The sequence below is a fragment of the Streptomyces sp. NBC_01460 genome, from assembly GCF_036227405.1.
Taxonomy (GTDB): Bacteria; Actinomycetota; Actinomycetes; order Streptomycetales; family Streptomycetaceae; genus Streptomyces.
In genome coordinates this window covers 7,016,432-7,036,680 of sequence record NZ_CP109473.1, presented here as the reverse complement: position 1 = coordinate 7,036,680, position 20,249 = coordinate 7,016,432, and the positions used below count along the sequence as shown (strand labels likewise).

At 69.5% G+C, this 20,249-nt stretch carries 18 protein-coding genes and 1 pseudogene; 15 read left to right on the top strand and 4 right to left on the bottom strand.

Annotation, left to right across the window (positions count from 1 at the left end; all coding sequences use genetic code 11):
- Positions 1-13 precede the first annotated feature (13 nt).
- Positions 14-583 carry a GNAT family N-acetyltransferase gene (locus tag OG488_RS31690; protein WP_329239154.1) on the top strand — a complete coding sequence of 190 codons (570 nt, stop codon included), beginning with the start codon at positions 14-16 and terminating at the stop codon, positions 581-583.
- A gap of 598 nt (positions 584-1,181) precedes the next feature.
- Entirely contained in the window at positions 1,182-1,355 is a 174-nt protein-coding gene (locus OG488_RS31685) for a hypothetical protein (protein WP_329235222.1), read from the top strand.
- A 34-nt stretch (positions 1,356-1,389) separates the two neighbouring features.
- Here the strand turns inward: OG488_RS31685 and OG488_RS31680 are convergent, their stop codons facing one another.
- Together OG488_RS31680 and OG488_RS31675 are read right to left on the bottom strand one after the other, a co-directional pair.
- A complete protein-coding gene (locus tag OG488_RS31680; protein ID WP_329235219.1) occupies positions 1,390-1,596 on the bottom strand; it encodes a DUF397 domain-containing protein in 207 nt (68 codons plus the stop codon).
- A complete protein-coding gene (locus OG488_RS31675; protein WP_329235216.1) occupies positions 1,593-2,360 on the bottom strand; it encodes a helix-turn-helix domain-containing protein in 768 nt (255 codons plus the stop codon). The genes OG488_RS31680 and OG488_RS31675 overlap by 4 nt, the downstream gene beginning before the upstream one ends.
- 286 nt (positions 2,361-2,646) lie before the next feature.
- Here OG488_RS31675 and OG488_RS31670 point away from each other — a divergent pair, with 286 nt between their 5' ends.
- The 3 genes and pseudogenes from OG488_RS31670 to OG488_RS31660 all read left to right on the top strand — a co-directional run bounded on the left by OG488_RS31670 (position 2,647) and on the right by OG488_RS31660 (position 5,828).
- Positions 2,647-3,096, top strand: a complete 450-nt coding sequence (locus OG488_RS31670; RefSeq protein ID WP_329235214.1) for an ATP-binding protein — start codon at positions 2,647-2,649, stop codon at positions 3,094-3,096.
- A 127-nt stretch (positions 3,097-3,223) separates the two neighbouring features.
- Positions 3,224-3,585, top strand: a pseudogene (locus OG488_RS31665) (hypothetical protein); the annotation flags it as partial.
- Positions 3,586-3,851: 266 nt separating this feature from the next.
- On the top strand, positions 3,852-5,828 hold the full coding sequence (locus tag OG488_RS31660) for a HEAT repeat domain-containing protein (protein ID WP_329235211.1): 1,977 nt from the start codon (positions 3,852-3,854) through the stop codon (positions 5,826-5,828).
- 800 nt (positions 5,829-6,628) lie between these two features.
- On the opposite strand, the gene OG488_RS31655 is transcribed toward OG488_RS31660, so the two are convergent.
- A complete protein-coding gene (locus OG488_RS31655; protein ID WP_329235208.1) occupies positions 6,629-7,201 on the bottom strand; it encodes an adenylosuccinate lyase in 573 nt (190 codons plus the stop codon).
- Positions 7,202-7,549: 348 nt separating this feature from the next.
- Between OG488_RS31655 and OG488_RS31650 the strand changes: the two genes are divergently transcribed.
- Together OG488_RS31650 and OG488_RS31645 are read left to right on the top strand one after the other, a co-directional pair.
- Complete coding sequence (locus OG488_RS31650) at positions 7,550-9,331, top strand: 3-hydroxyacyl-CoA dehydrogenase family protein (RefSeq protein WP_329235207.1); 1,782 nt, start codon at positions 7,550-7,552, stop codon at positions 9,329-9,331.
- A 139-nt stretch (positions 9,332-9,470) separates the two neighbouring features.
- A complete protein-coding gene (locus OG488_RS31645) occupies positions 9,471-10,286 on the top strand; it encodes a TetR family transcriptional regulator (RefSeq protein WP_329235204.1) in 816 nt (271 codons plus the stop codon).
- A gap of 15 nt (positions 10,287-10,301) precedes the next feature.
- Here OG488_RS31645 and OG488_RS31640 read toward each other — a convergent pair whose 3' ends face one another.
- Entirely contained in the window at positions 10,302-11,114 is an 813-nt protein-coding gene (locus OG488_RS31640; protein WP_329235201.1) for a restriction endonuclease, read from the bottom strand.
- A gap of 127 nt (positions 11,115-11,241) precedes the next feature.
- Between OG488_RS31640 and OG488_RS31635 the strand changes: the two genes are divergently transcribed.
- The 8 genes from OG488_RS31635 to pssA all read left to right on the top strand — a co-directional run bounded on the left by OG488_RS31635 (position 11,242) and on the right by pssA (position 20,131).
- Positions 11,242-12,027, top strand: coding sequence for a GNAT family N-acetyltransferase (locus tag OG488_RS31635; RefSeq protein ID WP_329235199.1), 786 nt, complete (start codon positions 11,242-11,244; stop codon positions 12,025-12,027).
- A 366-nt stretch (positions 12,028-12,393) separates the two neighbouring features.
- Positions 12,394-13,731 carry a crotonyl-CoA carboxylase/reductase gene (gene ccrA / locus OG488_RS31630; protein WP_329235195.1) on the top strand — a complete coding sequence of 446 codons (1,338 nt, stop codon included), beginning with the start codon at positions 12,394-12,396 and terminating at the stop codon, positions 13,729-13,731.
- A gap of 8 nt (positions 13,732-13,739) precedes the next feature.
- Entirely contained in the window at positions 13,740-15,752 is a 2,013-nt protein-coding gene (locus OG488_RS31625; RefSeq protein ID WP_329235192.1) for a protein meaA, read from the top strand.
- Entirely contained in the window at positions 15,749-16,723 is a 975-nt protein-coding gene (locus OG488_RS31620; RefSeq protein WP_329235190.1) for an HpcH/HpaI aldolase/citrate lyase family protein, read from the top strand. The genes OG488_RS31625 and OG488_RS31620 overlap by 4 nt, the downstream gene beginning before the upstream one ends.
- Before the next feature lies 1 nt (position 16,724).
- Positions 16,725-17,252, top strand: coding sequence for a MaoC family dehydratase (locus tag OG488_RS31615; protein WP_329235187.1), 528 nt, complete (start codon positions 16,725-16,727; stop codon positions 17,250-17,252).
- 2 nt (positions 17,253-17,254) lie between these two features.
- Positions 17,255-18,460 (top strand): acyl-CoA dehydrogenase family protein, encoded by a 1,206-nt coding sequence (locus OG488_RS31610; protein ID WP_329235184.1) that lies wholly within the window; start codon positions 17,255-17,257, stop codon positions 18,458-18,460.
- 182 nt (positions 18,461-18,642) lie between these two features.
- Complete coding sequence (locus OG488_RS31605) at positions 18,643-19,290, top strand: phosphatidylserine decarboxylase (protein WP_329235181.1); 648 nt, start codon at positions 18,643-18,645, stop codon at positions 19,288-19,290.
- 22 nt (positions 19,291-19,312) lie between these two features.
- Positions 19,313-20,131, top strand: a complete 819-nt coding sequence (gene pssA / locus OG488_RS31600) for a CDP-diacylglycerol--serine O-phosphatidyltransferase (RefSeq protein ID WP_014049394.1) — start codon at positions 19,313-19,315, stop codon at positions 20,129-20,131.
- Positions 20,132-20,249 lie beyond the last annotated feature (118 nt).

The following is a 20,249-nucleotide window of genomic DNA, read 5'->3' as shown; positions in this document are numbered from 1 at the left end:
GGCGTACGCGAGGATGGACCGCGTGACGACACGCCCCACCCCCGCATACGCCCCCGGCCCGCGCATACGCGCCATGACACTCGGCGACTGCGCCGCCGTGGCGGACATCCGGGTGCGCGGCTGGCAGGCGGCGTACGCCGGGATGATCCCCCAGGGGTATCTGGACGCGATGGACGCCGCCGAGGACACCGAGCGCCGGCGCGCGTACCTCACGACGGACGGCGGGCCGCTGAACCTGGTGGCCGAGACCTCCGACGCCACGGTGACCGGCTGGGCCTGCTACGGGCCCTGCCGCGACGAGGGCGCACGCCCCGGGAGCGGGGAGCTGTACGCGCTCTACGTACATCCGGCGCGGATCGGCACGGGCACGGGGCACTCCCTGCTCGCGGAGGTGATCTCACGGGCCTCGGTGGACGGATTCGGCGAGTTGGCGCTCTGGGTGCTGAGGGAGAACGTACGCGCCCGGCGCTTCTACGAGCGGGCGGGCTTCCGGCCGGACGGCGCGGAGGAGGCCTTCGAAGCGGGTGGAGCCATGGTGCCCGAGGTCCGGTACGTACGCGCTCTCACCCCGCCGGCGACGTAGCCTGGCATCTATCCGTGACGCCCCGCTGACAGCGTGTCGCTCACAGCGAACCATGCGTAACGGGGATCTCTGCAGCTGACTCGCCCCATAGGGGCACATGCCAGAGGGGGTGTGCACATTGGCTTGCATCGAAGGCCAGGCGGTGCAGACGGGCCACTCCGCCGCGGCCGAGCTTCGCGCCTCGGACCTGCTGATGCGCCACAAGACGCCACGCGATCATCCGCCAGCACCACCCGAACCTGGGCTCAGCGAGGATCGTACGCATCAACGATCCGGTGCGCCTGAAGAAGAAGACCGGATGCGAACTCGCCACAGCGGTGGGCACACTGGTCGGCAAGGTTAGGGGTAAGGCGCTCCAACAGCGCGGCCCGCTGGTCGGTCTGGCCGTCCACGAAGACCTGGACGGCTTCACGGACAACCGCTACCGCACCGTACGCAAGACACTGTCAGAGGAGCTCTCCCGCCAGAGCCCCTGCGATGCGGCGCTCGCTCTGGCGGCCTGGGAGTCGGAGGCGTGGTTACTCCTCTTCCCTGCCGCATTCGCGCACGTCCGCCCGCGCTGGAAGGTGCCGGCCCAGCTACGCGGAACGACACGGGGATGCTCAAGGACCCCAAGGAGACGCTGAAGAGCAAGCTCGGCTCGCCCACCTTCCGCGAGAGCGACGGCGCACTGATCGCGAAGGCCGTGTACGAGCGAGGACTGCTCGCCAAGCCTCAGGGAAAGAACCGCTCGTACGACGACTTCGTGGCTGAGCTGACTACGTGGGGCTGAGGGGCCCGGCGGGCCGAGGCGCCGCCCAGCCCGCTCACACCTCGCGGGCGAACGTGATGAACGCGGTCCAAGCCGTCGGAGCAAGGGCCAAGCCGGGTCGCGTGATGTCCGTCGAGTCACGAACTTGGACAGTGTCGGGACAGCTTGCTACTTCAACGCACTGGCCGCCATCACCGGCGCTGTAGCTGCTCCTGAACCAGGCACGGGGGTCGGTCCCGCACTCGGATTCGTCCACTCTCATGCTTCTCCCAACAACTTCTCGATCAAGGCCATGGACTCCTGAGGCGCAGGAGCCTGCCCGCGCATCGCCCCGTATGTGGCCTCCAACTCACGCACTTTGCCACGTTCGGTGTGCAGACGACCATCACTCTGCACCTCCGTGTAAGCAACTCTGCGCCCGTCCCCAGTCTCCATCAAGGTGAAGGGCCCAGCGAGCCCAGCATGTTGGCCTCGCCCCAGTGGCATCACCTGAACATCGACATTCCGCCTCTGCCCGATCAGCAGGACGTGTTCCAGCTGTCCCCGCCAGACCTGGTCTCCGCCGATCCGTTTGTGGAGTACGGCCTCCTCGATCACGAAGCTCAGGTTCGGCGCAGGCCGTCGGTTGAAGATCTCCTGCCGCGCCATGCGCGATGCGCATCTCTGGTCGACCACTTCTTCGTCCAAGAAGGGGCGCCACTGTCTGAACACTGCCCGTGCATAATCCTCCGTCTGCAGGAGGCCGTTGACCGCCAAGGTGTCGTAGACGTGCAGCTCGACCGCCTCCGATTCCAGCTTGGCCGCCTGCTGAAAGAACGACGGATACCGCGCCCGAGCCACCTCCGCCTTTATCGCGACCAGCAGCCCACCCGCCCTCAGCACCTCGTCCGCCCGGTCGATCATCTCCGGCTTCGGGATGCGCCGCCCCAGCTCCACCGAGGCGATCTGGTCCTCCCCGTATCCCAGCCGCGCCCCCAACTCGGCCCGCGTGAGGCCTTCCCGCTCCCGTAGCAGCCTCAGCTGCATACCGAAGCACCGCAGGAACCCCACGACTCCGTCGTCCCGTTCTGTCTCCGCCACCGCTCACCCCGCCACGTACACCGCGCACACTCCGTCCGTCACGAAACTACGCACAGCGCTCACTCTGCGTACCCGAATCCGACCCGCTCCCCCGAACGAGCGCCCTGTCTCCCGCCCCGTCGGCAGAGACGTCTGTCAGCGGCGTACGAAAGTCCCAGCGGCGCGTACAACCGGATCCCGTACAAGCGTTGCTGCTGGTGGACGGGGTGTCGCTCCCGCCAGCCTCACTGCCATGACTTCCTCCCCGACCGCCTCTCACATGAACGCGCCACCGCCCGACGACCAGGAATTCGTCATGCGCTTCACGTCCACCCCGCGCGGCGCCCGCCTCGCCCGGCTCCTGGTCGGTGAGCGGCTGGATGCCTGGGGCGTCCCCTACCGTTCACTCGCCCACGACACGCTCTCGCTCATCGCCGGCGAGCTCTGCGCCAACGCCGTGCAGCACGGGCACGTCCCGGGACGCGACTTCCACGTTCGTCTGACCGCGACAGCGGGGGTATTCCGCATCGAGGTGACCGACACCCGCACCGAACGCCGCCCCGCCGTCGCCGGTCGGCCCACCACCCCGCCCCTGGACTCCGAGACCGGCCGCGGGCTCCTGCTTTTAGCGCACCTGGCCACCCGCTGGGGTGTCATGCCACGCGCCTGCGCACCCGGCAAGACGGTCTGGGCCGAGTTGTGAAGGAGCCACAGGAGCTCAATCAGGTGCCCGTTCGACTGCCGGCTCGCACTGCCCCGAATCTCCGTTACCGATTCCGGGGCCGACCGCTCTGTGGGCAGGGCGGTTGCACGTTCGCGGAGCACGTAGATTGGCGGCCTCGCGGCGGGTCATCGTCCTGCAAGCCGTCGAGCACGCCCAGAACGACCCTGGCAACCTGTTCGCGAGCTTCACGCGCGTAATCAGGCGCGACCAACAGCGCCTCGACGAACTGGAGTCGGGCATCGCCGGTGCCCTGGTGCGCCTGTCGGCGCTGGAGTTGGCCCGTCCGAACGGTTTGCGGCCGTCTTCACGCCGGGTGAAGTGGATCGTCTGTTGCGCGCGACCCATCGGATTCACCGGCTGGGCGATGGCATCACGGTCAACAGCCGCGCGACAGACGTGGCGATCGAGATCGCCCGCGACAAGGACGGCTCGGTGGTCGTGTTCCCCGCGCTGCCCGCGGAGGCCTAGCCTGCGGGACTGTCACGCTTCCGGGATGGCTCCTACTCCTGCCTGATCAGAGGTGGGAATGCGGGCGCTCGGCCGACCACACGGTGGCCTCACGACGAAGCTTCACCTGGCCAGAGCCGCGTACGTCTGATCTCCTGCCGACACCCCATACCGCTCGTCCCACTGTGGCAACTCAACCCGCCCCCACCCCGTTGCAACGTGGCGAGCGCGTGGGTCCGGGTCCGTGGAGGCATCGAAGGCTGCCCCTCCGACGTAGGGTCACGCGCATGTGGGCGGAAGTGGATTCGATCGACTGGGCAGCACTGAGGCACAACTACGGGTCCGCCGAGGACGTGCCCGGACTGTTGCGCCGGTGCGCGGGGCCGAATCCGGAAGATGCGGAGCGCGCTGCGGACGACCTCATCAATCACCTCTTCCATCAGGGTGGCTGGATATGCTCCGCCGCCCCGGCCACGCTTCCGTTTCTGCTGCGCCTGGCCGCGACGCCGGACGTGCCGAGCCGTCGCACGCTGCTGGAACTCGTATCGAGGCTGGTGTCCGAGGCCGTGCTGGTCGCCGAGAAGTGGGTGGACCCCGGCTGGCCATCGGCGTGGGAGCGCGCCTTTCCGGAGGTTCTTGTCCTGCTCGACGCTCCTGAGCCGGAGATACGGCGAGCCGCGACCGACGTGATCGGCTCCTGCCGGAGTCCCGGTGAGCTCACTCTGCCTGCGTTGCTACGGCGCTGGGAGGCGGAGGACGATCCGGCGACGCGTCTCGACCTGGTCCTGGCACTCGGCCATACGGTGCTCCAGGAGCCGACCGGCGAGCATGGTCCCAGGGTCCGCACCTTGCTCCGCGGACTGCTCGATGCTCCGGAGGCGCAGATACGCCTGGCAGCGGTGCACGCGATCGCCCCGGCCGACCCGGCCCTTCCGGCGCTTCAGCTGGGCCTGCTGCTGGAAGCGGTACGGGATCCGAGCGTCGAATTGTGGCAGCACACCAGCACGGTGGAGACTGGTGTGCAGGGTGTTCACCACTGGACAGCTGCGCTGCTCACCGGCCCGTCGCCCTCTTTCGCACACGGCCTGCTGGAAGACCATCCCGACGTCGAACAGCGGATCAGCGGCCTGGCGCGTGCAGGCGGACTGCTGGCCCAGTGGCGCTCGCCGACCACCGCGCTCCTTCCACGAATCGTCGCGCGACTGGAGGATCCCGCCGCCGAGGTCCGTTTCCGGGCGGCCGAGCTCCTGGCCTGCCTGGGTTCGGCGGCCTCGGCTCACGCCGATGAGATCGCCGCGCTGATCGGCGACACCGGCGCCTGGACCACACGTAGACGGGAGACAGCCGCCGAGGCCGCGACATGGGCGCTGGCCCGGATGAACGACCCTCGCTGTGTGCCAGGCCTGATCGACGCGGCGGCTCACCCCGAATCCGGCTTCGCTTCGCATTCTGCTCACTATCCATCATCCGCCGACTGGCATTACGCGGTCCTCCCTGCGCTCCACGAGGTCGTCGGCCACCTTCCCGACCATGCCGGTCTGCTCCTTCCCATGGTCTGCGGCCGGCTCGACACCGCTACGGACGACCACGTGCTCGACTCGTACTGCCAGGTGCTCGCGGACTGGGGCCCCGCTGCCGCTGGTGGGGTCCCGCAACTGCTCGGCCTGCTGGAGAACGACCGGACCTGGACATCGGCAGCGAAGGCGCTAGCAGGGATCGGAAGGGCTGGGAACGAGGCCCTTGAACTTCTGTTGGCCCGGTCGGCCGCAGGCGGGGCACGCACGGAAATCGCGGCCTGGGCCTCCTGGAAGGTCGGCGGCGATCCCGACGCCGCCCTGGAAGCACTCGGACGAACCGTCGCCGAGACGGGCTTCCCGCGCCCTGCCCTGCGGATGATCGCCGACCTGGGCACACACGCCGCCCACCACGCGGACCGGCTCCGGGCCATGACCTCCGATCCAGACCCCTGGACCCGTGTCGAAGCAGCACACGCCCTGTGGGCAGTGACCCGTGACACCGAAAGCTCCGTACCGGCGCTGACGTCTGCGGTACGGGGGTTGGCCGAGGGAACATGGCTACCGGTCATGCTCCCCGCAGTGCGCTACCTGACTCGGATCGGCCGTGCCGCCCGGCCTGCCGCCGAACTCGTGCGTGGTGTACCCGACCATGATCAGCGGATTCGCAGCAGCGGCGGGTGGCGGGGCTTCGTCCAGGATGACTCCGCGAGAACCGCAGTCCGCGACCTGCTCGCGGCGTGCGACTGACGCACCGGCCAGGGCAGGCGGGACGAGGTCGCTGTCATCACAGAACGTGATCTTCTCGGAGGCTTCGACCGCGGGGACCACAGAGCTCGGCACGCTGTGGGGTGCGGGATCAATCGACCCAAGCGGCCCCGCGGTGGCCACTCGCCACGACGACGGGCCGTCCGCTACGAGGCGACTGTTCTCATCGCCGTACTCGACGAATGGCTGTGACACCTGCGCGGCCGCCCGGCATCATGGGTGTCATGACCTCGCCGAGCACCGACTGGATCAGCGTTGCGGCCTATGAGAACCTGCCGGGCCACCTGCACCCGATGGCGGCTGCCCGCGCTTGACTGCGAGACCGCGGCATCGACTGGATGCCCTTCGCCCCGGACGAGATCCGGTCGAATCTGGCCTGCGGCATCGGTCCTGACGGCCGCTGGCACGGCTGGTTCGATGTCTGCGTCCATGCGAGCGCGCTTCGACGGCATGGGCTCCACCCCGACCAACCCACCGCTGAGGTCAGCGACGCATCTCCACCTGGTTGGTGGCATGCCGCCGCAGAGCGCCACGCTCAGTAGCTGCGCAGAAGGCCACTTCTGAAACAGCCCTGGCCCACCGGCCCCGCATACCTGTTGCGACGCCGAGAGGTACTGGTAACCCTCTCCGTCACCGGCGGCCAGCGTCATGAAGTTCAGAGCGGCGTCCTCTCCGACGTCCGTCCGGATCGAACCGAGTTTCGGTTCTTGGATCACCGCGGCCTCCTTGCGGCGCGACGGATGGTGCCGTGAGCCGCTCGGCCCACGAGACCGGGCACCCGCTCACCCCTCCGGCAGCCGCCTGAGGGCCTCCGCCGCCGCCGTGCCGAGGCGTGGGTGCGGCAGTGCGGCTTGCAGGACGGGACGGGCCCGCCCGTCCCCCAGGGTGCCCAGCCCCTCGACGCAGGCGAGCGCGACGTGCCAGTGCGGCTCGCCGGGGATCAGCAGCCTGTGGAGCGTGCTGACGAGGGCGGGTACGGACTCCGGGGCGCGCAGGGCCGTGAGCAGCCGCACCGGGTGCAGGGCGTAGGCCGTGCGCAGGCTGTTCGTGGCGAGCGCGGCCGCCGCCTTGGGCGTCCGGGGGTCGCCGAGGAGCCGCAGGGCGTGGGCGGCCGAGACGCAGCGCTCGGGGTCGCGGTGGTTGAGGAGGAGCACCAGCGCCTCGAAGGCCCGGCGGTCCCCCCGGCAGCCGAGCCGGAACGCCGCGATCTCGCGGGCCCACAAAGGGCGTTCGCGTGCGACGAGCACCTCGGCCAGTTCTTCGTCGTCCTCGGTGGCGACGAGCCGGCGGAAGACCTCCGGCTCACCCGCCTCGGCCCCGAGCCGGTCCGTCAGCGAGCGGAACTCCTCATCCATGACGGTGAGTTTATCCTCGCGCACGCACCGTGTTCACCGAACTGTGTGCCAGCGCACAGACGGCCAGGGCTGGCGCGCTCGTTACTCGCCGGTTAATCTCAAGTGAGCGGGACACACTCCCCGCCGGCTCCGGTGGCCTGGTGACGCAGCCACCCGGAGTGCTTGTCGGTTCGGCAGTTGCAGACGTGGCTCGGGGCAGAGCCCGTCACCTTTTTCCCCGGTGTGCCGTGCGCACCCGGGACCGTGCACCACGACACGCAGTTTCCCTTGCACCGAGCGCCGGTTGGGCTTTCGGCCACGCGCGCCGCCGTGCTCCTCCTCAGTCGTCACTCACCCTGGAGTCCCGTGATGGACATCCCGCTCACCACCATTGCCGTCGTCGGTCTCGGCACCATGGGAACCGGCATCGCCGAGGTCCTGGCCCGTGCCGGCCGCGAGGTCGTCGGCATCGACGTCAGTGAAGCAGCCGCCCGTCAGGCCGTCGCCTCCCTGGAGGCCGCCACCGCGCGCTCCGTGCGCCGCGAGCGCATCACGGAGCAGGAGCGGCACGACATCCTCGCCCGCTTCCGCACCTTCACCGATCTCCAGGCCGCCGCGGACGCGGAGCTGGTCATCGAGGTCGTGCCGGAGACGTACGAGATCAAGCAGCAGGTCTTCCGCGAGCTGGACGCGGTGGTCTCCCCCACCGCGATCCTGGCGACGGGCACGAACGCGCTGTCCGTGACCCGGCTGGCCGCGGAGTCGCGGCACCCCGAGCGGGTCCTCGGTCTGCACTTCTTCAATCCGGCGCCCGCGATGAAGCTCGTCGAGGTGGTCTCCTCGGTGCTGACCGCACCGCCGGCCGTGGAGAGCGTGACCCGGCTCGCCCGCGAGCTGGGCAAGGAGCCGGTCGCGGTCGGCGACCGTCCGGGGTTCGTCGCGGACGGCCTGCTGTTCGGCTACCTCAACCAGGCCGCGGCGATGTACGAGGCGAACTACGCCTCCCGCGAGGACATCGACGCCGCCATGAAGCTGGGCTGCGGCCTGCCGATGGGTCCCCTGGCGCTGCTCGACCTGATCGGGATCGACACGGCCCGCACGGTCCTGGAGGCCATGTACACGGCGTCCCACGACCGGCTGCACGCCCCGGCCCCGGTGCTCGGGCAGCTCAGCGAGGCGGGGCTGACCGGCCGCAAGGCGGGCCGCGGCTTCTACACGTACGACGCCCCGGGCGGCCAGACCGTGGTGCCGGACGCCCTGACGCCCTCCGGGAGCGCGGGCGCGGTGGCCGGACGCGAGGTCTCCTCGGTCGGTGTGGCCGGCTCGGGGACGATGGCGTCGGGCATCGCCGAGGTCTTCGCGAAGGCCGGCTACTCCGTGGTCCTCGCCGCGCGGAGCCAGGAGAAGGCGGAGACGGCCAAGGCCCGGATCGCCAAGTCCCTGGGGCGCTCCGTCTCCAAGGGAAGGCTGACGGAGGAGGCGCGGGACGAGACCCTCGCCCGGATCACCCCGGCGGGCTCCCTGGACTCCTTCGCCGAGGTCGATCTCGCGGTCGAGGCGGTCGCCGAGGACCTGGAGATCAAGCGGGAGCTCTTCGCGACCCTGGACAAGGTCTGCAAGCCGGGCGCGGTGCTCGCCACGACCACCTCGTCACTGCCGGTCGTGGCGGTGGCACGGGTGACCTCGCGTCCCGAGGACGTCGTCGGGATGCACTTCTTCAACCCGGCGCCCGCGATGAAGCTGGTCGAGGTGGTCCGCACGGTGCTGACCGCCGACGACGTGCACGCCACGGTCCGCGAGGTCTGCCTCAAGGTGCGCAAGCACCCGGTGGACTGCGGCGACCGGGCGGGATTCATCGTGAACGCGCTGCTGTTCCCCTACCTCAACAACGCGATCAAGATGGTCGAGGAGCACTACGCGACGCTCGACGACATCGACGCGGCGATGAAGCTGGGCGGCGGCTACCCCATGGGACCGTTCGAGCTCCTGGACGTCGTCGGCCTGGACGTCTCGCTCGCGATCGAGAAGGTCCTGCACAGCGAGTTCCGCGACCCGGGCCTCGCCCCGGCGCCGCTGCTCGAGCATCTGGTGGCCGCGGGCTGCCTCGGCCGTAAGACGGGGCGCGGCTTCCGCGAATATGCCCGCCGCTGAGGTGCCGGCGGCGGGCGACGCCACGTCGCCCGCCGCCGGGCCCCCCGGGCGGGGGGCCCGGTGGGGCGGGCTGCTCGGACCCTCGGACGACCCGCCCCCACAGGCGCACTCCCCTGCACCGATGGGTTACGTTCACCTCATGTCCCAACCCGCCAAGTCCCCCCGTTCCTCCGCCGCGACGGACGCCCCGGAGAGTGCCGCGAGCACCCGGGCCGCCGCCCAACGGCTCAAAATGCGCCGCGAGCTGGCCGCGGCGGCGATGGAACTCTTCGCCACGAAGGGGTACGAGGCGACGACGGTCGACGAGATCGCGGGGGCCGCCGGGGTGGCCCGGCGCACCTTCTTCCGCCACTTCCGCTCCAAGGAGGAGGCCATCTTCCCGGACCACGACGACACCCTCGTCAGGGCCGAGGCCGTCCTCAACGCCGCTCCCGCGCACGAGCACCCGCTCGACACCGTGTGCCGCGGCATCAAGGAGGTCATGAAGATGTACGCGGCGAAGCCCGCGGTCTCCGTGGCGCGCTACAAGCTGACCCGTGAGGTTCCCACGCTCCGCGAGGCGGAGATCGCCTCGGTGGCCCGCTACGAGCGGCTGTTCACGCGCTATCTGCTGGGCCACTTCGACGAGCGCGACCACCACGTCGGCAACGACGACCCGCTGCTGGCCGAGGTGGCCGCGTCCGCCGTGGTGACCGCGCACAACCATGTGCTGCGGCGCTGGCTCCGCGCGGACGGCCAGGGCGACGTGGAGACACAGCTCGACCATGCCTTCGCGATCGTGCGGGAGACCTTCGGCACGGGGATCGGCGCGGGGAGGACCGTGGGTGGCGACACCGGGAGGGCGCCCGCGGCGTCGGTGTCCAAGGAGGGCGAGGTGCTGGTCGCCGTGGCGCGTACGGACGCACCGCTCGACGAGGTCATGCGCACGATCCAGCGGGCCCTGAAGGAGACCTGAGCCCGGAGAGGGCTTTCAGCCCGTGGCGGGCTGCACGTCCGCTCCGGCGTACCAGGGCGGCGCCGCGGCGCCCTCGCTCCACGCGGTGAGTTCGTCGAGCCCGACGCAGACGATGTCGCACTGCCCGGCGTACTCGAGGGCCGGTTCGGTGAATTCGCCGGTGGTGACGACGACGGCCACCTCGGCCTCGTGGACCGCGTAGCAGGTGCCGCCGAAGCGCTGGAGGTCCTGGGAGCCGACCTTGTTGTCGCTCGTGTACCTCTTGCACTGCACGACCAGGCGGCGCCCGTCCGGGGTGGTGGCCAGCACGTCCGCGCCGAGGTCGCCGGCGCCCCCGACGACCTCGGCGTCCGCACAGCCGTCGCGCCGGCAGAGCCAGGCCACGGCCTCCTCGAAGTCGTACGGGTCCATGGCCGCCCAGTCGACGGGCCCTGGCGGCTCGGGGTCCGAGGCGGAGTCCGGCAGCTGCGGCCCGGGGTCGAGAACGGAGTCCGGCAGCTGCGGCTCGGGGTGCAAGGCGGAGTCCGGCAGCTCCTCCAGGGCGGCGTCCACGACCTCGTACGCCGCCTCGACGGCCGCCTCGGCCGCCCGGACCGCCGTCCTGCGGCTGCGGCGCGCCCGCAGGAGCACCACGACGGCCGCCACCAGCCCCGCAGCCGAGACACCGGCGACCACCGGATGCCGCCCGGCGGTCTCCAGCGCCGTGCGCACCGCGAGCCCCACACCGCAGACCAGGACGGCGACGAGCGCGAAACCGAACGCCGTCCGCCGCACGTCGAACGCGGGCCGGCGGCCCTCCCCGGCACCTCTGCGCGCCTGTATGCCCATCGCGTACCCACCCCTGTCCCTGTGACCACATCAAGATCACTTCCGTGTGCCCCGTACGGCCCGGTCGACGCACCGGCGGGTGGAAACCCTGTGGTCGGGGCGGTGGCCGGCGTGCTCGGATGCGCGCATGGAATCCGACGAGATGCTGGCCCTCTTCGACCACGAGATGCGCGAACACGCACGCCCCGAAGGTCCCGGCGTACGGGTCGAGCGCGGCCCCGACGTCGTCCGCCAGGTGGGCGCCGCCGACGACTGGAACGGGGTCGTCTGGACGGCCCCGGACCTCGATGCCGTACGGGCGGAAGCGGTGATCGCGGAGCAGGTGGAGCACTACACCGCCCTCGGGCACGACGAGTTCGAGTGGAAGCTGTACGCCCACGACCGGCCCGCCGACCTGGGCGGGAGGCTGCTGGCCGCGGGTTTCGCGGCGGAGCCGCCGGAGACCCTGTTCGTCGCCCCGGCCGCCGGCCTGGCGACCCCTGTGGACCTCCCGGCCGGCACGGAGCTCCGGGCGGTGTCCGACGCGGCGGGGGTGGAGCTGATGGTCCGGGCGCACGAGCTGGCCTTCGGCACCGACGGCTCACGGCTGCGCCATCAGGCCCTGGCCCGCCTGAGCGACGACACCTTCCTCGCGGCCGTGGTCCTCGCGGAGGGCGAGCCCGTGAGCGCGGCCCGGATGGAGCTCCACCCCGGTACCGGCTTCGCAAGCCTGTGGGGCGGCGGTACGGCGCCCGAGTGGCAGCGCAGGGGCATCTACCGGGCCCTGATCGCCCACCGCGCCCGGATCGCCGCCGAGCGCGGCTACCGCTTCCTCCAGGTCGACGCGACGGATCGGTCCGCCCCGATCCTGCGGCGGCTCGGCTTCACGGCCCTGTGCACGACGACGCCGTACGTGTACCGCACCGCGCCGTAGCCACCAGAAAAGAGGGAGCAACACGACATACGACCCATGATGTTGCTCATGCGTGCCTACGAGATGACAACTGAGAGAAATTGTTGGCACTGGGTGCCTTGCCACCTGTCACGGAGTGCCATACGTTGAAGGCGTCCGGGCGGCCGGCGTGCAGAGATCTCTCGTACGCCGGCTGTCCCCGCAGACCACGTGTCAGCGCGCCCGGGCGCCTGCGTCACAGGCAAACCCTTCTGCTCCACCGAGCAGGCACACAGCACCGCCCGCCGAACCGACGGCACACCTCCACACCGCACCGCTCCCCTGACCACAGGGGTCCTCCGAGCGTTTCCCTCGACGCCGGAGACCCGATCTGCCGGAGGCATCACCGTGAAGGAAATCCTGGACGCGATCCAGTCGCAGGACAGCACCGCCGCCGACTTCGCGGCCCTGTCCATCCCCGAGTCGTATCGCGCGGTGACCGTGCACAAGGACGAGGCGGAGATGTTCGCCGGGGTCGCCAGCCGCGACAAGGACCCGCGCAAGTCCCTCCACGTGGAGGACGTGCCGGTCCCCGAGCTCGGACCGGGCGAGGCCCTGGTCGCGGTCATGGCCAGCTCGGTGAACTACAACTCCGTCTGGACGTCGATCTTCGAGCCGGTCTCGACCTTCGGCTTCCTGGAGCGCTACGGGAAGCTCAGCGACCTCAGCAAGCGCCACGACCTGCCGTACCACGTCATCGGATCGGACCTGGCGGGCGTCGTCCTGCGCACCGGTCCGGGCGTCAACGCCTGGAACCCGGGCGACGAGGTCGTCGCGCACTGCCTCTCGGTGGAGCTGGAGTCCTCCGACGGCCACAACGACACGATGCTCGACCCGGAGCAGCGCATCTGGGGTTTCGAGACCAACTTCGGCGGCCTGGCCGAGATCGCGCTCGTCAAGTCCAACCAGCTGATGCCGAAGCCGAAGCACCTCAGCTGGGAGGAGGCCGCGTCCCCCGGCCTGGTCAACTCCACCGCGTACCGCCAGCTCGTCTCGCGCAACGGCGCGGGCATGAAGCAGGGCGACAACGTCCTGATCTGGGGCGCGAGCGGCGGACTCGGCTCCTACGCGACGCAGTTCGCGCTGGCCGGCGGTGCCAACCCGATCTGCGTCGTCTCCAGCGACCAGAAGGCGGAGATCTGCCGGAAGATGGGCGCGACCGCGATCATCGACCGCAACGCCGAGGGCTTCAAGTTCTGGAAGGACGAGCACAACCAGGACCCCCGCGAGTGGAAGCGCTTCGGCAAGCGCATCCGTGAGCTGACCGGCGGCGAGGACGTGGACATCGTCTTCGAGCACCCCGGCCGCGAGACGTTCGGCGCGAGCGTGTACGTGACGCGCAAGGGCGGCACCATCGTCACCTGCGCCTCGACCTCGGGCTACAACCACGAGTACGACAACCGCTACCTGTGGATGTCCCTCAAGCGGATCATCGGCTCCCACTTCGCCAACTACCGCGAGGCGTGGGAGGCCAACCGCCTGATCGCCAAGGGCAAGATCCACCCGACGCTCTCCAAGGTCTACTCCCTGGAGGACACCGGCCAGGCCGCGTACGACGTGCACCGCAACCTCCACCAGGGCAAGGTCGGCGTGCTCGCGCTGGCGCCCCGCGAGGGCCTGGGCGTGCGCGACACGGAGCTCCGCGAGCAGCACATCGACGCCATCAACCGCTTCCGCAACGTCTGAGGTCCACCATGACCGAACGTCAGAAGGACCGTCCGTGGCTCATGCGGACGTACGCCGGTCACTCGACGGCCGAGGCGTCCAACGAGCTGTACCGGCGCAACCTCGCCAAGGGCCAGACGGGTCTGTCGGTCGCCTTCGATCTGCCCACGCAGACCGGGTACGACCCCGACCACGTCCTCGCCCGCGGCGAGGTGGGCCGGGTCGGCGTGCCCGTCTCGCACCTCGGTGACATGCGGCGGCTGTTCCAGGACATCCCCCTGGAGCAGATGAACACCTCGATGACGATCAACGCCACCGCGATGTGGCTGCTGGCGCTCTACCAGGTGGTCGCGGAGGAGCAGGGGGCCGATCCCGACAAGCTCCAGGGCACGACGCAGAACGACATCGTGAAGGAGTACCTGTCGCGGGGGACGCACGTCTTCCCGCCGGGACCCTCGCTGCGGCTGACGACCGACATGATCACGTACACGGTCAACCGCATCCCGAAGTGGAACCCCATCAACATCTGCAGCTACCACCTGCAGGAGGCGGGGGCCACTCCGGTCCAGGAGATCGCGTACGCCATGTCGACGGCCGTCGCCGTGCTCGACGCCGTGCGCGACTCGGGTCAGGTGCCCCAGGAGCGTTTCGGTGACGTCGTCGCCCGCATCTCCTTCTTCGTGAACGCGGGGGTCCGCTTCGTCGAGGAGATGTGCAAGATGCGCGCCTTCGGCCGCATCTGGGACCAGGTCACGCGTGAGCGCTACGGCATCGCGAACCCGAAGCAGCGCCGCTTCCGCTACGGCGTACAGGTCAACTCGCTGGGGCTGACGGAGGCGCAGCCGGAGAACAACGTCCAGCGCATCGTGCTGGAGATGCTGGCCGTCACCCTCTCCAAGGACGCGCGCGCCCGTGCCGTGCAGCTGCCCGCCTGGAACGAGGCGCTGGGGCTGCCCCGCCCGTGGGACCAGCAGTGGTCGCTCCGCATCCAGCAGGTGCTCGCGCACGAGAGCGACCTGCTGGAGTACGAGGACATCTTCGCCGGTTCGCACGTCATCGAGGCCAAGGTCGAGGAGCTCGTCACCGAGTCCCTGGCGGAGATCGACCGCATCCAGCAGATGGGCGGCGCGATGGCCGCCGTCGAGTCGGGCTACCTCAAGTCGGAGCTCGTCTCCTCGCACGCCGCACGGCGGGCCCGGATCGAGGCCGGCGAGGAGAAGATCGTCGGCGTCAACATCTACGAGACGACGGAGCCCAACCCGCTGACCGCCGATCTGGACGCGGCGATCATGACGGTGGACCCCGAGAACGAGGCCCGGGTCGTCGCCGCGCTGCATGAATGGCGCGACAACCGCGACGAGGCCCGCGCCACCGAGGCGCTGACGGCCCTGAAGAAGGCCGCGGCGGGCACCGCGAACATGATGGAGGCGACCGTCGAGTGCGCCAGGGCGGGCGTCACCACCGGTGAGTGGGCCTGGGCCCTGCGCGACGTCTTCGGTGAGTTCCGGGCACCGACGGGCGTCTCGTCCGCACCGGTGGCGGTCACCGCCGAGCCCGGCACCCCGCTCGCCGTGGTCCGCGAGAAGGTGGCCCGCACCGCAGCGGACCTGGGCGTGGGACGGCTGCGGCTGCTGGTCGGCAAGCCCGGCCTCGACGGGCACTCCAACGGCGCCGAACAGATCGCCGTACGCGCCAGGGACTCCGGCTTCGAGGTGGTCTACCAGGGCATCAGGCTGACGCCCGAGCAGATCACGGACGCCGCGCTCGCCGAGGACGTCCACTGCGTCGGCCTGTCCATCCTGTCCGGCTCGCACGCCGAGCTGGTGCCGGACGTGCTGAACCGGCTGCGTGAGGCCGGTGCGCCGGACATCCCGGTGATCGCCGGCGGCATCATCCCGCAGGCCGACGCCCGCGCCCTCATCGAAGCCGGCGTCGCCGCCGTCTTCACCCCGAAGGACTTCGGCATCACGGAGATCATCGGCCGTATCGTCGACGAGATCCGGAAAGCGAACAAGCTCGACCCTCTGGAGGTCCCCGCATGACCACGCCCTCGTCCCCTGTGAACCGGCTGCGTCCGCGCCGTTCGTGTCTGGCCGTACCGGGCTCGAACCCGCGGTTCCTGGAGAAGGCCCAGGGCCTCCCGGCCGACCAGGTCTTCCTGGACCTGGAGGACGCCTGCGCGCCGCTCGCCAAGGAGGGAGCCCGTCACCACATCGTCGACGCGCTCAACAACGGCGACTGGACGGGCAAGACCAGGGTCGTCCGGGTGAACGACTGGACGACGCACTGGACGTACCGCGACGTCATCACGGTCGTCGAGGGCGCGGGCCCGAACCTCGACTGCATCATGCTCCCCAAGGTCCAGGACGCGCAGCAGGTCGTCGCGCTGGATCTGCTGCTGACCCAGATCGAGAAGACGATGGGCTTCGAGGTCGGGAAGATCGGCATCGAGGCGCAGATCGAGAACGCCAAGGGCCTGGTGAACATCGACGACATCGCCGGTGCCTCGCCCCGCCTGGAGACCCTGATCTTCGGCCCGGCCGACTTCATGGCCTCGATCAACATGAAGACCCTGGTCGTCGGCCAGCAGCCGCCCGGCTACCCGGCGGACGCGTACCACTACATCCTGATGCGCATCCTGATGGCGGCCCGTACGCACGACCTCCAGGCGATCGACGGCCCGTTCCTCCAGATCCGCGACGTGGACGCCTACCGCGAGGTCGCGGGGCGCGCGGCGGCGCTGGGCTTCGACGGCAAGTGGGTGCTGCACCCCGGCCAGGTCGACGCGGCGAACGAGGTCTTCTCGCCCTCGCAGGAGGACTACGACCACGCCGAGCTCATCCTCGACGCGTACGACTGGTGCACCTCCGAGGAGGGCGGCAAGAAGGGTTCGGCGATGCTCGGCGACGAGATGATCGACGAGGCCAGCCGCAAGATGGCCCTGGTCGTCGCGGGCAAGGGACGCGCCGCCGGTATGCAGCGCACCTCCAAGTTCGAAGCCCCGGAGGCCTGACATGCAGTTCGGACGCACCTATGAGGAGTTCGAGGTCGGTGCTGTCTACAAGCACTGGCCCGGAAAGACGGTCACGGAGTACGACGACCACCTCTTCTGTCTGCTGACCATGAATCACCACCCGCTGCACATGGACAGCAACTACGCCGAGAAGACGACGGATTTCAAGAAGAACGTCGTCGTGGGCAATTACGTCTACTCGCTCCTGCTCGGGATGTCGGTGCCGGACGTCTCCGGGAAGGCGATCGCCAATCTGGAGGTGGAGTCGCTGAAGCACGTCGCGCCGACCTTCCACGGCGACACGATCTACGGCGAGACGACCGTGCTCGACAAGACGCCGTCGAGGTCCAAGAGCGACCGCGGCATCGTCCACGTGGAGACGAAGGGCTACAAGCAGGACGGCACGCTGGTCTGCGTGTTCCGCCGCAAGGTGATGGTGCCCACCGAGACGTACATCAAGGAGCGCGGCGGGGAGCAGCCCGGCCGCCCGGAGATCGTGTCCCCGCCGAGCAAGAACGTGGAGAAGTAGCCATGAGCCGACTCGCGCAGACCGCCGGTCTGACGGACGTCCAGCAGGAAATCCTCTCCACGGTCCGTGATTTCGTCGACAAGGAGATCATCCCTGTCGCGACCCAGCTGGAGCACCGCGACGAATATCCGACGGAGATCGTCGAAGGGCTCAAGGAGCTCGGCCTGTTCGGGCTGATGATTCCGGAGGAGTACGGCGGTCTGGGCGAGTCGCTCCTCACGTACGCGCTCTGCGTCGAGGAGATCGCCCGGGGCTGGATGAGCGTGTCGGGCATCATCAACACGCACTTCATCGTGGCCTACATGCTCAAGCAGCACGGCACGCAGGAGCAGAAGGACACGTTCCTGCCGCGGATGGCCCTGGGCGAGGTGCGGGGCGCGTTCTCGATGTCCGAGCCGGCCCTGGGTTCGGATGTCTCGGCGATCACGTCCAAGGGCGTGAAGGACGGTGACGAGTACGTTCTCGACGGCCAGAAGATGTGGCTGACGAACGGTGGCACGTCGACGCTCGTCGCCGTCCTCTGCAAGAGTGACGAAGGCCACCCCGAGGGGACGGCCCCGCACAAGTCGATGACGACGTTCCTGGTCGAGAAGGAGGCGGGCTTCGGGGAGGTCCGTCCCGGTCTCACGATCCCGGGGAAGATCGACAAGATGGGCTACAAGGGCGTCGACACGACCGAGCTCATCATGGACGGACTGCGCATTCCGGCCAATCGTGTGCTGGGCGGCACCACGGGCCGAGGTTTTTACCAAATGATGGACGGTGTCGAGGTAGGGCGGGTGAATGTCGCCGCGCGTGGCTGCGGTGTCGCCCAGCGTGCGTTCGAGCTCGGCGTTTCCTACGCCCAGCAGCGCCAGACCTTCGGAAAGCCGATCGCGCAGCACCAGGCGATCCAGTTCAAACTGGCCGAAATGGCCACCAAGGTCGAAGCCGCGCATGCGATGATGGTCAACGCAGCTCGCAAAAAGGACTCCGGGGAGCGGAACGACCTGGAGGCAGGGATGGCGAAGTACCTCGCCTCCGAGTACTGCAAGGAAGTCGTCGAGGACGCCTTCCGCATCCACGGCGGCTACGGCTTCTCCAAGGAGTACGAGATCGAGCGCCTCTACCGTGAGGCCCCGATGCTGCTGATCGGTGAAGGTACCGCCGAGATCCAGAAAATGATCATCGGTCGCCGGTTGCTCGAGGAGTACCGGCTCCAGGGCTGAAATGTTCCTTACGGGGTGATTTGGTGGCGAAGAACATCACACCGGGTCACCCCTGTCCGGAGCCTTTCAGCTGTCCGACTCGGCTGCTGGCTTGCCCAGTTGCCGCTCGCACCCGATAGCATCGACGGAAAGCCGCCGTCCCCCCGTTGCCAGCGCGGCATCATCCGCTACGAAGGTCATCCATGCCCGACAGCCAAATCCCTGCATCGCGCGGAGGGGTCCGCCTCGCTCGCGGAGCATCGCCGTGGCTCCTCCCGACCGTCGCCACCGCGGCACTCAGCCTCGCCCGGGCCCGCAAGTCCGGACGCTGGGCCGCCGTGGCCGTGCCCACCACCGCGCTCGCGGCGGGCATGCTGTGGTTCTTCCGCGACCCCGAGCGCGAGATCACCCAGGGTCGCGTCATCTCGCCGGCCGACGGTGTGGTGCAGAGCATCATGCCGTGGAAGGACGGGCGCACCCGCGTCGCGATCTTCATGAGCCCGCTGAATGTGCACGTCAACCGGGCTCCCCTGTCCGGCACGGTGACCTCGGTCGAGCACATCCCGGGTGGGTTCGTCCCGGCGTTCAACAAGGAGAGCGAGGACAACGAACGCGTTGTCTGGCACTTCGACACCGAGCTCGGCGACATCGAGATGGTGCAGATCGCGGGAGCGGTCGCCCGTCGTATCGTCCCCTACATCCCGCAGGGCACGAAGGTGGAGCAGGGCGAACGCATCGGTCTGATCCGCTTCGGCTCGCGCGTGGACATCTACCTTCCGGAAGGTGTCGATGTCGCGGTCGAGGTCGGCCAGGCCACGACCGCGGGGGTGACTCGAATTGACCGTGATTGATCCTGATACCCAGGCGAGCTGGGTGCCCGAGGCGGAGGAGCAGGACGACGCCGAGGACATGCCGCTCTCGATGCGGCTGTCGATAGCGGACACCCTCACCCTCGGTAACGCCACGTGCGGTTTCATGGCGGTGTACTTCACCACCACGGGGATCCTCATCCCCCACCTCACGGGCAGCGACGAGTCGGGCATGGCCAGGCACTCCGCGGCGACCGCGGTGATCCTCATGCTCATGGCCGCCGTGTTCGACCTCTTCGACGGCCTCGTGGCGCGCAAGCTGCGGTCGTCGCCGATGGGTGCGGAGCTGGACAACCTCTCCGACCTCATCAGCTTCGGCCTCGCCCCGGCGTACTTCGTCCTGGTGTACGGGATGGTCGCGGACGACGCGCACCAGAGGGTGTCGGCGCTCGCGGCGATCGTGGTGCTGCTGGCGGTGGTGCTCAGGCTTGCGCGGTTCTCGTGCGTGACCTTGAAGGACGGCATGTTCCAGGGCATGCCGAGCCCCTTCGGAGCGCTGACGGTCGTCTCGATCGTGCTCCTTGAGCTCCCCTTCGTGCCGACGCTGCTCGCGATCATCGGAGTGGCGTGGCTGATGGTCAGCCGGGTCGAGTACCCGAAGCCGCGGGGTGTCCTCGCGGTGGCGATGCTCAGCTGGATCGTGGCCGCGATGGGGCTCCTCGCCGCGTGGGCGTTCGACGCCCCCGGCGGCCAGCTGCTCCTGCAGACCGGCTGCGCCCTGCAGGTCGTCCTGGGGGCGGTGATCCCGCTCTTCGCCACGGCACGGCGGGTGAACACCTTCCGCGACAACCGGCGCGAGGCACGGGCGGCCCAGCTCCCGTAACCACGCGTGAACAGACTGCGACGAGGGCCCGGACGCTCCCCAGCGTCCGGGCCCTCGTGCGTGCGACGGCGGGCCGCCTGGGCGCGCCTGGTGGCCCCACCGGTCCGCCGCGGCCCCC